The sequence below is a fragment of the Xenorhabdus doucetiae genome (assembly GCF_000968195.1).
Classification (GTDB): domain Bacteria; phylum Pseudomonadota; class Gammaproteobacteria; order Enterobacterales; family Enterobacteriaceae; genus Xenorhabdus; species Xenorhabdus doucetiae.
In genome coordinates this window covers 3,716,004-3,728,715 of record NZ_FO704550.1, presented here as the reverse complement: position 1 = coordinate 3,728,715, position 12,712 = coordinate 3,716,004, and the positions used below count along the sequence as shown (strand labels likewise).

Annotated in this window: 16 protein-coding genes; 1 reads left to right on the top strand and 15 read right to left on the bottom strand. The window is 47.3% G+C overall.

All coding sequences use genetic code 11. From position 1 onward, the window contains the following. Positions 1-14 precede the first annotated feature (14 nt). Positions 15-1,358 carry a metalloprotease PmbA gene (gene pmbA / locus XDD1_RS16360; RefSeq protein WP_045972834.1) on the top strand — a complete coding sequence of 448 codons (1,344 nt, stop codon included), beginning with the start codon at positions 15-17 and terminating at the stop codon, positions 1,356-1,358. A 53-nt stretch (positions 1,359-1,411) separates the two neighbouring features. Here the strand turns inward: pmbA and XDD1_RS16355 are convergent, their stop codons facing one another. The 15 genes from XDD1_RS16355 to XDD1_RS16285 form a co-directional block, all read right to left on the bottom strand. Beyond that, positions 1,412-1,819, bottom strand: coding sequence for a type II toxin-antitoxin system HicB family antitoxin (locus XDD1_RS16355; protein WP_045972832.1), 408 nt, complete (start codon positions 1,817-1,819; stop codon positions 1,412-1,414). Positions 1,820-1,881: 62 nt separating this feature from the next. Then, positions 1,882-2,070: a type II toxin-antitoxin system HicA family toxin gene (locus XDD1_RS16350; RefSeq protein ID WP_045972830.1), complete on the bottom strand. Its 189-nt coding sequence runs from the start codon at positions 2,068-2,070 to the stop codon at positions 1,882-1,884. 265 nt (positions 2,071-2,335) lie between these two features. After that, positions 2,336-2,746, bottom strand: a complete 411-nt coding sequence (rnk, locus tag XDD1_RS16345) for a nucleoside diphosphate kinase regulator (protein WP_045972828.1) — start codon at positions 2,744-2,746, stop codon at positions 2,336-2,338. Between the two features lie 205 nt (positions 2,747-2,951). Beyond that, complete coding sequence (gene alr, locus XDD1_RS16340) at positions 2,952-4,187, bottom strand: alanine racemase (protein WP_045972826.1); 1,236 nt, start codon at positions 4,185-4,187, stop codon at positions 2,952-2,954. 405 nt (positions 4,188-4,592) lie between these two features. Beyond that, a complete protein-coding gene (npr, locus tag XDD1_RS16335; RefSeq protein ID WP_045972824.1) occupies positions 4,593-4,865 on the bottom strand; it encodes a PTS phosphocarrier protein NPr in 273 nt (90 codons plus the stop codon). A 17-nt stretch (positions 4,866-4,882) separates the two neighbouring features. Continuing rightward, complete coding sequence (rapZ, locus tag XDD1_RS16330; protein ID WP_045972822.1) at positions 4,883-5,734, bottom strand: RNase adapter RapZ; 852 nt, start codon at positions 5,732-5,734, stop codon at positions 4,883-4,885. Between the two features lie 40 nt (positions 5,735-5,774). Next, positions 5,775-6,242 (bottom strand): PTS IIA-like nitrogen regulatory protein PtsN, encoded by a 468-nt coding sequence (gene ptsN / locus XDD1_RS16325; protein WP_045972820.1) that lies wholly within the window; start codon positions 6,240-6,242, stop codon positions 5,775-5,777. Between the two features lie 160 nt (positions 6,243-6,402). Beyond that, positions 6,403-6,690, bottom strand: coding sequence for a ribosome hibernation promoting factor (gene hpf, locus XDD1_RS16320; protein WP_045972818.1), 288 nt, complete (start codon positions 6,688-6,690; stop codon positions 6,403-6,405). A 23-nt stretch (positions 6,691-6,713) separates the two neighbouring features. After that, positions 6,714-8,150 (bottom strand): RNA polymerase factor sigma-54, encoded by a 1,437-nt coding sequence (gene rpoN, locus XDD1_RS16315; RefSeq protein WP_045972816.1) that lies wholly within the window; start codon positions 8,148-8,150, stop codon positions 6,714-6,716. A gap of 69 nt (positions 8,151-8,219) precedes the next feature. Next, positions 8,220-8,945 carry an LPS export ABC transporter ATP-binding protein gene (gene lptB / locus XDD1_RS16310; protein ID WP_045972814.1) on the bottom strand — a complete coding sequence of 242 codons (726 nt, stop codon included), beginning with the start codon at positions 8,943-8,945 and terminating at the stop codon, positions 8,220-8,222. A 6-nt stretch (positions 8,946-8,951) separates the two neighbouring features. Then, on the bottom strand, positions 8,952-9,500 hold the full coding sequence (lptA, locus tag XDD1_RS16305) for a lipopolysaccharide ABC transporter substrate-binding protein LptA (RefSeq protein WP_045972812.1): 549 nt from the start codon (positions 9,498-9,500) through the stop codon (positions 8,952-8,954). Continuing rightward, positions 9,481-10,074 (bottom strand): LPS export ABC transporter periplasmic protein LptC, encoded by a 594-nt coding sequence (gene lptC, locus XDD1_RS16300; protein ID WP_045972810.1) that lies wholly within the window; start codon positions 10,072-10,074, stop codon positions 9,481-9,483. Before lptC ends, lptA begins: the two co-directional genes overlap by 20 nt. 18 nt (positions 10,075-10,092) lie before the next feature. Further along, positions 10,093-10,656 (bottom strand): 3-deoxy-manno-octulosonate-8-phosphatase KdsC, encoded by a 564-nt coding sequence (kdsC, locus tag XDD1_RS16295; protein WP_045972808.1) that lies wholly within the window; start codon positions 10,654-10,656, stop codon positions 10,093-10,095. A gap of 53 nt (positions 10,657-10,709) precedes the next feature. Further along, the gene (kdsD, locus tag XDD1_RS16290; RefSeq protein WP_045973746.1) at positions 10,710-11,678 is read right to left on the bottom strand and encodes an arabinose-5-phosphate isomerase KdsD; all 969 of its coding nucleotides are present in this window, start codon (positions 11,676-11,678) and stop codon (positions 10,710-10,712) included. Between the two features lie 35 nt (positions 11,679-11,713). Next, positions 11,714-12,691, bottom strand: a complete 978-nt coding sequence (locus XDD1_RS16285) for a calcium/sodium antiporter (protein WP_045972806.1) — start codon at positions 12,689-12,691, stop codon at positions 11,714-11,716. Positions 12,692-12,712: the final 21 nt, after the last annotated feature.

Sequence of the window (12,712 nt, the reverse complement as noted above, 5' to 3'; positions counted from 1 at the left end):
ATTACGGTTAATTAATGATAGTTACCAATCAACAAATCGCACAGCAGCGTAAGCAACTGGAAGATGCGGTTGCCCATGCTCTGGAATTAGCAAAAGCCGGTTGTGATGCGGCGGAAGTCGCCGTCAATAAAACGACGGGAATTAGTGTCAGCACCCGTTTTAGTGAAGTCGAAAATGTTGAGTTTAACAGCGATGGCGCACTGGGGATCACGGTTTATCACCAGCAGCGCAAAGGCAGCGCTTCCTCAACAGACCTTAGCCCAGAGGCGATTGCCCGCACGGTACAGGCTGCCATTGATATTGCGCGTTATACCTCCCCCGATCCTTATGCCGGCCCAGCCGATAAAGAATTATTGGCGTTTGAAGCCCCGGAGTTAGATCTTTTCCACCCCGCTGATCTGGATGCCGATAAGGCCATTGAGTTGGCAGCCCGTGCGGAACAGGCATCGTTGCAGGCAGATGAGCGCATTACCAATACGGAAGGCGGCAGTTTCAACAGCCATTATGGTATTCGGGTATTTGGTAACAGTCATGGCATGCTGCAAAGCTACTGTTCAAGCCGACATTCTATGTCGAGCTGTGTCATTGCCGAGCAAGATGGCAATATGGAACGCGATTATGCCTATACCCTCGGTCGCCATTTTGATGAGCTGCAATCACCGGAGTGGGTGGGGCAGGAGTGCGCCCGCCGTACACTTTCCCGTTTGGGCGCGCGTAAATTACCCACGATGAAAGCGCCGGTTATTTTTTCGGCAGAAGTGGCGACAGGGTTGTTCGGTCATTTGGTGGGTGCAATCAGTGGTAGCAGCATTTATCGTAAATCATCTTTCTTGCTGGATAGTCTGGGCCAACCGATTTTGCCTTCATGGCTGACGATTGAAGAACAGCCTCATTTGCTGCGTGGATTGGCTTCAACGCCTTTTGACAGCGAAGGTGTGCGTACCACCTCACGTGACATTGTTAAAGAAGGGATTTTGCAGACTTGGCTGCTGACTTCCTATTCTGCCCGTAAGTTGGGCATGGTGAACACCGGTCATGCAGGCGGCATTCATAACTGGCGCATTGCCGGGCAGGGGCTGGATTTTGCCGGCCTGCTGCGTGAAATGGGTACCGGCTTGCTCGTTACCGAGTTAATGGGGCAGGGCGTTAGTGCGGTGACAGGGGATTATTCCCGCGGCGCATCCGGTTTTTGGGTCGAGAATGGCGAGATCCAATATCCGGTCAGTGAGATCACCATTGCAGGTAATTTGAAAGAGATGTGGGCAAATATGGTGACAATCGGCAATGATATCGAAACACGCAGCAATATTCAGTGTGGTTCGGTGTTGCTGCCGGAAATGAGTATCGCCGGTCAATAATTCGCTTGTGATTGGCTAATAATGGAGTCAGGGCAGTTACCTGCCCTGACTTATTAAGGGTGAGCAATTTCTTTTCTGGCTAATTCAGCGAGGAAAGCAGAACGATTTTTATAGTAACCGTTTTCTTCAATGTAGCGATCTATAGCGGTTAATAGATTGCCAGGCATGGTTAAATTGAATTTGACCGCCTTTGACTCATATTTCGCAGGATCTAACTCAATCAGTGCAATAACTCCGCCATCCTCAGATAAGCGAGAATCATTGATGTAACCTGATGGGTCTTTAGGTGCGGGAACGTACCCGCCTTGCTCAGTTAAAACTTCCATGTGCTGGCCGAAAGCTTTTTCAGCATCACGGATAGCTTCTTCCAAGGTATTGCCGGCGAAAAAACAGCCTTCAACATCTGGAAAGTAACCGTCAAACCCATCTTCTGCTTTAAAGATAAAGAGCGGATAAATCATAGTATACCTCGTCGTTTTATGATGAGTCGTACAGAGAAGGAGCGGTCAGACCGCTCCTTGTGTTACAGCAATTTCAATCCTGAAATATTTTGTGCCTGCCGGATAACCCCTTTTGAAGCATCCTTTCTAGGATGCGGTACGGTGATTATCTTCGTGACTCCCGGCTTGGTTAATGTGACATGACTACCGTCTTGTCTATCCTTTATCCATCCATTAGCCATTAGGCGCTTTATTAACTCTGTACTGCTCATCAACCCTCCATTTCGTTAATGTGTAGGTATCATGCCCACAAATGGCCGGTAGGTCAATATTTCTATGGGTATTATACCCATGACTTTTTATGTATGTTATTTGCCCTTTTTCATGTTAAAGAATTCAGGGTGTGTGCGGGCTTGAGGGAAAGGGGAGTTGAAATTTATTGCTTCAATGCATGATTACTGGGGCTAGGTTCTATCTATAAGAAACAAAAAAACCACTTGCTAGGTAGTGGTTTAATGTATTGATTTTTTAAGGTATTTATCTGTGATACTCCCCTGCGGCTTCAGGTTGGTAAAGTATTTCCAACACTTTTAGCCGGGTTATTTCACCGTTTGGCAGCTGCCACGTGATTTCATCATTGACCCGCAGACCCAAAAGCGCCGCCCCCAACGGTGCCATGACGGACAGATGTTGAGTGCTGTCTTGCAGGGCGGCAGGATAAACCAGTGTACGGACACGTTCTTCATTGCTGCCCAGATCAATAAAGCGGATTTCACTGTTCATTGTGACCACATCGGCGGGAATATCTACCGGAGCCACGATTTCTGCCCGATCCAACTCTTCATTCAAAGCTTCTGCGATGCGGGTATTGGCAAATGCAGGTTGTTCCAACAGAGAATCTAAACGTTCGGCATCCAATTCATTGATAATGATTTTAGGTTTTTTCATACCACACTCCAAATTAGACTCAATATAAAATAACACCCCGCGTCGCAAGGAGGGGGGTGTTATTTTCAAAGTAATTTAAATGATATTAGGCTGTTCTGTCGTGAAAATAAAGAGATCATGATCACGAACTGTTTTGCATTGTTAATGAAACAAGGCTTATCCCGATGAAGGAAAAGAACAATCTGCCATCATTTCGGATCGTGGATTATTTGTCTGTGGTCACGACGATACGTGGGTTGGTTTCTCCCCAAATGGAAGAAAACTCAACAACGTGCATGCCGGCCCATTTCTGAATATCAGACTGGGTGATTTCGTCATTGCCTTGTTTACCGAAAATAACCACTTCATCGCCACTCTTCACGTCCGGCAGATCAGTGACATCGACCATCACGGTATTCATGGAAACGCTGCCGACAACAGGAGCACGGTGACCGTTGATCAGGACATAGGCTTTGTTTGACAGGGCAGAGCTAAAGCCATCGGAGAAACCCACCGGCAAGTTAGCGAGCTTGGAATCCCGTTTCAGAATATGAGTATTGTCGTAGCCGACACCGTTACCTTTAGGGTAAGGCTTCACCGAAGCCACACGGGTTTTCACTTCAATCAATGGCTTAAATTCCGGGTGGCTGGCGGTCAGAATGCCGTACAGCGCACTGCCCACGCGAGCCATGTCGAATTGGGCTTCAGGAAGGCTGAGTGAGGCAAAAGAGCTTGATGCGTGCAGCGTGATTTCATCTCTTTTCAGATTGGCGGTTTTGATCAACCAAGAAGTTTGTTCCTGGAAATTTTTAATGCTGTCACGGATAGCATCCATCCCAGTGAACGCATGGTGGCTCATCATGCCGACCAGTTTCAGGTTAGGCAATTGAGCGATTTCCAGCGCTTCTTGTTTGCCCTGCTCAGTTTTCATTTCCAAACCATTGCGGCTCATGAGACCGGTGTTCAGCATCAGATGGACGCGAATTTCTTTACCGTGTTTTTTAGCCAGCGCATCAATGGCCTTGGCATGATCCAAATCGCCGATCATCTCTTCCATCTCATAGCCCAGTGTGCTTTCGATTTCAGCGATGTCAGCCGTACGGACACGGAGCAGTTGTCCTTTAAAGCCGCTTTCACGCACGATGCGGGCTTCTTCATTACTGGTGATCCCGACGCAAGGTACGCCTGTTTTGATGATGGATGGCATCAACAGGCCGAGACCATGACCATAAGCATCACCTTTCAGAACCGCACACATTTTGGTGCCGTTGTTCAGCTTTTTTTGCAATGTGTGGATATTATTTTCGAAAGTGGTGGTATTGATTTCAACCCAAGCGTTATTGGTTGCTGCGATGCTTTCTGCGTGGGTGTTATCTAAAGAGAGCACGGGTGCTGCTTGAGAAACACCCTGAAACAGACTCAGTCCAAGCAGGATCGCTAATGTAGTTTTATTAAAACGCATGAAGTAAATCTCCAGTTTAGGATTTATGCGTGCAATGCACGGTACGTAAACGCCCCTTGATGATAAGTTTTTTATTAATATATTTCACATGGTTAACTTATTGAAAGCTAACATTTATTGTATATTTAATACTATTTATAAATAGTCAGTATGATTAACTAAGTTAATGGTTTCAGCCGATTGTTTTTAGGGTTGGAGAAGGATTTACAGGCAGGATATATGAAGGTTTTTTTATCTTTTGTCAGTTTTAATGACTTGTTTTTTGATATTGCCAAAATCTGTTATCGCCAAAAAATGTGAGTTAGCGATTGAAACAGAGATGAAGAAAATGGGAAGTAGTGCGGGGGGTTTTTAGGCAGTGAAATTGTCAGTGGTATATTTGAGATCTATTGGGTATATGCGCGATTATTCCTCATCAAACCCGGCGTTGAAAAGTTTGATAATCGCGGCCAGCGCTTGCTGTTCATCCGGCCCGCTGACCTCAACATCAATATGGCTGCCTTGTTCGGAATCCAGCATTAACATGGCTATAACGCTACGGGCTTCGGCCTGTAAGTGACTGCTGTTACGCAGAATCACTTCTGATTGAAACTGTTGTACCAGATCATAGAGTTTCATCGCAGGCCGGGCGTGCATGCCGAGCCGGTTTTTAATTTCAAGTCGTTGCTTGACTGTCATGGCTTGCGCGATTCATCTTATTTGCGTTTTTCCAGTGTGCGGTGACGCGACTGCACGTTTTTGCCACGGGAACGGAAATAATCGGCCAGTTGTTCTGCCACATAAACGGAACGGTGTTTACCGCCGGTGCAACCAATCGCGACAGTCAGATAGCTGCGATTGTTGGTTTCCAGCATGGGGAGCCAAAGTTCAAGGTAGCTACGGGTCTGGTAAATAAAATTATGTACCTCAGTATGACGATCCAAAAACGCGGCCACCGGGCGATCCAAACCGGTCATGGGGCGCAGTTTCGGGTCCCAGTGCGGGTTTGGCAGGAATCGCACATCGAAAACGTAGTCTGCATCAATCGGAATGCCATGTTTGAAACCAAAGGATTCGAACACCATAGTCAATTCCCTTTCCCGTTTGCCCAATAAGCGCGTCCTGAGCATTTCTGCCAGTTCATGAACGGACATTTCAGAGGTATCAATGATCAAATCAGCACGTGAGCGCAGCGGTTCGAGCAAATCGCTCTCTTGGTCAATGGCGCTTTCCAGTGACAAGTTTTTGCTGGATAGCGGGTGTAAACGGCGCGTGTCGCTGTAGCGACGGATCAGGGTATTACGATCCGCATCAAGAAACAGTAATTGTGGCGAAAAACTGTCCGGCAACCGTGTCAGCGCTTCTTCAAAAATTTCTGGCGACTCCGGCATATTTCTGACATCAATGCTAACCGCCGCCGAAATATCACGATCGGCCAGTGTGTTTGCCAATTCTGGCAACAACACCACGGGTAGGTTATCCACGCAGTAGAAGCCCATGTCTTCCAGCGCACGCAGGGCAACGGATTTCCCAGAACCTGAACGACCACTGACTATCATCAGCACCATGAGGTGACTCCCCCTAAATGTTTATAATTATAATCGCTATTTATTCAGTAATGATTTTATACAGTTCCTCATCACTCTGCGCGGAACGCAGACGACGGCAGAGATTTTTATCTGCAAGGCGCTTTGCAATCAATGATAGTGAGTGTAAATGGGTTTGACACTGGTCTGATGGCACCAATAAAGCAAACAGCAAGTCAACAGGTTGATTATCGATAGCATCAAAGGTAATGGGGTGTTCCAGATGCAAAAAGACCCCAACGGCATTGTCCGAACACTCTTTATCCAATTTGCCGTGAGGAATGGCAACCCCGTTGCCAATGCCGGTTGTGCCGACTTTTTCGCGGGAAAGAATCGCTTCGAATACGGTGTTTTCCGGCACTCCGAGCTGTTTTGATGCCAGCTCACTGATAATCTCTAAGGCGCGCTTTTTGCTCGAACAAGGGACGTTGTTGCGTGTACATTCGGGTGAAAGCACCGAGCTTAGTGGTAAATCTGTTTCGTTGTTCATTTCTTTATTCACTTAGGGCCTTGTTATACCAGATGCCTGATAAGGCATCTGGTATGGATTCACTGCGCTAAAACGAATCTATAGCGCGTAGTCGGTGCTATAGAAAGTGTTATAGAGAGAACAGTGATCATTTTATGACGGCCCCGTTGCCTGAAAGCGATTAATGTTGTCTCAATTTACTTTTGTGTTTGGTCAATTGACGCGCCAGCTTATCGACGAGTGCATCAATTGCCGCATACATGTCTTCATGTTCTGAGGTTGCATGCAACTCACCTCCATTAACATACACCGTGGCTTCAGCGATTCTTTGCACTTTTTCCACTCGGAGAATGACCTGGATGAGGTTAATTTTATCGAAATATTGATCCAATTTGCCGCATTTGGTGTTCACGACGTTGCGAAGTGCATCTGTGATTTCAATATTGTGACCTGTAACATTGAGTTGCATAGTGTTTTCCTTCTCTGTGTGGTTCAAACCAGTTTTTTACGTTGGTTTGAAGGCGGGATGGATAACGACTCTCTATATTTTGCGACAGTCCGGCGAGCCACTTGAATACCTTGTTCAGCAAGTATGCTGGTCAATTTACTGTCACTCAGTGGCTTGGCCGGGTTTTCTGCCGCGACCAGTTTTTTCACCAGCGCACGTATGGCGGTAGAAGAGGCTTCACCTCCGCTATCCGTATTGACGTGGCTGGAGAAAAAATATTTAAGTTCAACGATCCCGCGTGGACTATACAGATACTTCTGGGTTGTCACACGGGAAATGGTGGACTCATGCATGTCAACCTGATAGGCGATATCAGCCAGTACCAGTGGTTTCATGTGTTCCTCACCATGCTCAAAAAAATCTTGTTGCCGTTCAACAATGCAGCTTGCAACTTTCAACAGTGTTTCATTGCGGCTTTCGAGGCTTTTGATCAGCCACTTGGCCTCTTGTAAATTATTGCGTATGAACAAACTGTCACTTTCATTGTTGGCTCGTTGCCCCAGTGCTGCGTAGTGTTGGTTGATGCGCAGGCGGGGGATGCTATCGGTATTTAGCCTGACTTGCCAGTTTGCATTTTCTTTCTGTACCAATACATCGGGAATAACATACTCGGATTCACCGGTATTGACTATCAAACCCGGCTTTGGCTCCAGTGACTGAATGATATCAATAGCCCCTTTCAACGCACTCTCTTTTAATTTGCTCTGACGTAATAAATGACGGAAGTCCCGGTTACCCAGTCGTTCAAGGTATTTGCTGACAATCAGTCTGGCATCATTCAGGTGAGGTGTTTCCGGTGGCAGCATGGAGAGCTGGATAAGCAAGCATTCACGTAAGTCACGGGCGGCAACCCCAATCGGATCGAAATGTTGTATCCGCTTGAGAACGGTTTCAACCTCTGCCGACGTCAGCTCATCATCACCCATGCTGGCAAGGATCTCTTCAATGGAAAGGGTCAGGTAGCCGGTATCATCAATGGCATCAATGATTGACGTGGCAATGGCCGCGTCCGTTTCAGTAAATGGCGTTAATCCTGCCTGCCACATCAGGTAATCTTGCAGTGTTTGGGTGGTTTCTCCCTGATAGACGGGGAAATCCTCCCCGCTATAATCACTGCCGGTGCCTGAAGGCGTGCCAGCGGTGTAAATTTCATCCCAACTGGTATCCAGTGGCAGCTCTTCAGGCATCTCCCGCTGTTCAAGCGCTTCCCGGCTATCCATGACTTCCGTTTCGCCATCAGGCGCCTGATTCTCCACTTCCTGATGCAGATCATCTTGTTCAAGCAGCGGATTAGTTTCCAAAGCCTGCTGAATCTCCTGTTGAAGCTCAAGCGTAGAGAGCTGCAACAAACGGATGGCTTGCTGGAGTTGTGGCGTCATCGTCAATTGTTGACTGAGCCTGAGTTGCAAACTTTGCTTCATAGCGTTACCACTTTCTCCTTAATCTCGCCTGAATGGTTCCTTGAATCGCGCCTGATAGCAGGATAACCGTTAAAGACGGAAACCTTCGCCCAAATAGACGCGTTTGACTTGCTCGTTATTCAGGATGTCATCCGGAGTACCGTGAGCAATCAAATGACCTTGGCTAACGATATAGGCTCGTTCGCAGACATCCAGTGTTTCACGGACATTGTGGTCAGTAATCAGGACACCCAAACCGTAATCCCGCAGGTGTTGGATGATCTTTTTAATATCCAGTACGGAAATGGGGTCAACGCCGGCAAAAGGTTCATCCAACAGGATGAATTTGGGGTTGGCAGCCAGAGCACGGGCTATCTCCACCCGACGGCGTTCACCACCGGAAAGGGATTGCCCAAGGTTATCACGCAGGTGAGAGATGTGAAATTCTTCCATCAACTCTTCTGCCCGTGCTTTTCGCTGCTCTTGGGTCAAGTCCTTGCGGATCTCCAGTACTGCCATCAAATTGTCGAAGACACTTAAGCGCCGGAAGATAGAGGCTTCCTGAGGCAAGTAACCTATCCCACGGCGTGCACGCTCATGCAGGGGCAGCAGACTGATATCTTCTTCATCAATGGTGATCGCGCCGGCATCACGTGGAACAATGCCGACGACCATATAGAAAGTGGTGGTTTTACCTGCTCCATTGGGGCCAAGTAAGCCAACGATCTCCCCGGACTTCACGTTTAGGCTGACATTCTCAACGACCTTGCGGCCTTTATAGGCTTTCGCCAGATTTTCTGCATTTAGTATTGCCATCAGTCGTTATTTACCCTTTTTCTGAGCATCAGCGCCGTGAACACCTGAGCCTTTTTCCTGTAGCTGGGCAGGTAACAGGACGGTGGTGACATGTTTACCTTTATCACTAAAGGCTTCCATCTGTTGTGTTGGGACGAGATAAGTGATCTTATCGCCCTTGATATTACTGTCTAGCTGTTCAAGATAGGCATCACCGGTTAGCGTGACCAGCTCTTTGTCCATCTCATAGCGCATTTTTGCAGCATGGCCGGTGAGGGGTTTGCCATCATCTTGCAATTGATAAAACGTGGCCGGATTACCGTAAGCCTCGATAACGGTCTTGTTGGCATCCCCCTCAGGGCGGGTCACCACGACTTTGTCTGCACGAATGTCAATAGAGCCTTGTTTTACGATCACATTATCCGTAAAGGTGGCAATGTTTCCCGTTAAATCCAAAGATTGTCTTGCTGAGTCGATGGTAATGGGCTTTTTGGTATCCTCTTTCAAGGCCAGTACAGGCAGGCTGACGGCAAAAAGTGTACTGGCAATAACGGTATTACGGATTAGGTTGTTCATGTGGAATCTCATATTGAGTGGTCACCTTTTCAATCAATTCAGCAGTTTTATTTCGCAGATTGCCGCGCATTTTCATGCCAACAGATTTTAATCCGACACCGATAAGCGTCACGCGGTCATCGGATGCGACATCTTGTGTGGTGAGATTAACGGTCGCATTGTCTGTTGTGATCCGCTGCAATTGTGACGCATCGGTCAAGCTATCCACTTGGACATCCCCATACAGGTAAAGCATCTGATCATGGGTCAGTTTGGCTTTGTTGGCGCGTACTGTCCATGTCGCTATCGGGGTTCCGGGGGCACCATTCGGGTCAAATGTGGTCAATACGGGGTTAGTAAACCAGGTCAGTTTGGTTTCTGTATAGTTTTTAACATCATCAGCGACCAGTTTATAAGTCAGTTTTCCTGCCGGATCATAGACAAAAGTCACGGCTTCCTGTGTTTGATAAGTCGGATAACCATCATCCACAATCGCTGATGAAGTATCATCATTGACATTCGATAAATTCCAGCCAATCAGCGCAAGCGCGATCAGTGCCAGTATTGTGATCAGCCAGGATTGAATTTTACTCATTCTTTTTTCAGTTTTAATTTATATGGATAACCCTTTGGCACCTTCGAGCTTATTTTGCGCGAAGAGCACCAAATCACACAGTTCCCTGACTGCACCACGACCGCCGGCAATCTGAGTCACATAATCTGCTTTTGGCAACAGTAATGGATGGGCATCAGCAACGGCAACCGATAACCCCACTTGTGCCATGACAGGCCAGTCAATAAGATCGTCACCTATATAAGCGACGTGTTCTGGTTGCAACGCTAGTTTATCCAACAGTTCCTTATACGCCAAAACCTTATCGTTTTGTCCTTGGTAAAGATGTGTAATACCCAGAGTTTCTGCCCGATTTTCCAGCAGTTTTGCTTTGCGGCCGGTAATAATGGCAACCTCAATACCTGAGGTGATTAAACAACGGATGCCATAACCATCACGAACGTTAAAGGCTTTCAGTTCTTCGCCTTCATTGCCCATATAGATAAGCCCGTCAGACATCACGCCATCAACATCACAAATCAGCAGACGGATTTGACGGGCTTTTTCGATAATTGCTTTATTGACTGGACCATAACAGGTGTCCAGATACTCTTTTTGACTCATTAAGACATTCTCTTAAGATTAATATCATGCTTATTTATATCAGTTTACTTGCCTTACACGACGCCGGCCTGCAAAAGATCGTGCATGTGGAGCACACCCAGTAATTTGTCACCTTCTGTGACCAGTAGTGAGGTGATGTGGCGCAATTGCATCAGGTTCAAGGCATCAACCGCCAGTGCATTGGGTTTGATACGGATGCCACCGGCAGTCATGACATCAGAGATGTTTGCATGGTTTAAATCGATACCCATATCAAAAACACGGCGCAAATCACCATCGGTAAAAATACCGCGGATCTGCATGTCATCATCACAGATCACTGTCATGCCCAATTTTTTGCGGGTGATTTCCACCAACGCTTCGCGCAGCGTCGCGGTGTGGGGAACATGGGGAATGTCATCACCGATGGTCATTAAATCGCTGGCCAGTAGCAGAAGTTTGCGTCCCAATGCCCCTCCGGGATGGGAAAGCGCGAAATCTTCGGCAGTAAAGCCACGAGCTTGCAAAAGCGCAACGGCCAAGGCATCTCCCATGACAAGTGTTGCGGTGGTGCTGGTGGTGGGTGCCAATCCCAATGGGCAGGCTTCTTGTGGGACTTTGATGCACAAGTGGATATCTGCGGCTTTACCCATGTTGCTGTCGCGATTATTTGTCATGCAGATGAGTGGGACGTTCTGTCGCTTGAGAACGGGAATTAACGCCAGAATTTCATTTGATTCACCGGAATTGGAAATCGCCAGCACGATGTCTTTGGCCGTTACCATGCCGAGATCGCCATGACTGGCTTCGCCGGGATGAACAAAGAAAGAAGGTGTGCCGGTACTGGCAAATGTTGCCGCGATTTTTCGCCCAATGTGACCGGATTTGCCCATCCCCATCACAATGACTTTTCCTTCACAGGCAAACATTAATTCACAGGCTTGGCTGAAATCGTCATTAATATATTGCTCCAGGCCGGCCAGCCCTTCGAGTTCACTCTGTAATACTTCCTTACCTGCTTGCTGAAAATCGATCTTAGGCATGTTGACTTCCCACTCTTTTCCCATTCAATCGGCAATTACTCAGTACCGTAATAATTAGAAACAAAAAGTACGATAAAATACGCGATAAAACAGCCCAGTAACAAGATGCCGTTCAATCGGTTCAATCGATGCTTTCTTCCCAGACAAAAGACTGTGAATAGTACACTCGCCGCCATCATGACCCAAAAATCCCGCGAAAATGCGTCAGGTGAAAAGACGCTGGGGGAAAGGATGGCGGGAACCCCCAAGACAAGGGTCACATTGAATACATTCGAGCCAACGATATTGCCCATTGCCATGTCGTTCTCGCCTTTTATGGCGGCGGCAATGGTGGTGGCAAGCTCAGGCAAGCTGGTTCCCACGGCAAGAATTGTCAGGCCAATCACCAGTTCACTGACACCATAAATACGTGCAATCACGGTTGCATTGTCAATCACCATACGGGTGGAAATGGGGAGAATCATTAACCCCAAAACAACCCAAAGCAGTGCAATTCCTTTGTTGCCTTCGACAGGCAATTCTGAATTTCGTTCTTGGGTATAACTATCAACACGACTATTTTGGGAGAAAGTCGTCATCTTTATCATCAGTGAGATGAAAAAGAGGGCGGAAAGCACCAAAAGAATACCATCCAACCGGCTCAGGTATCCATTGGACAGTAAATACCCTGCAAATGCGGTGATCGCCAACATCAGGGGCACTTCTTGCCGCAGAATTTCTGATTTTACCCTGATTGGCCTGATAAACGCTGCAGCCCCCGTAATGAGCAGCAGATTAGTAATATTGGAACCAATGGCATTGCCCACGGCCATGTCCGGCTGCCCGTCTAAAATTGCGGTGACAGACACCATCAGTTCTGGCAACGAGGTTCCGATTCCCATAATGACCAAGCCGACAATAAAAGGGGGGATTTTCATGGTGCGGGCAAAAACCGCCGCACCATAAACTAATCTATCGGAACCATACACCAGTAAAATCAACCCGGTAATGAGCAGTACAATAGTCAGAAACATGGCGTGTCCCTTAAATCAGTT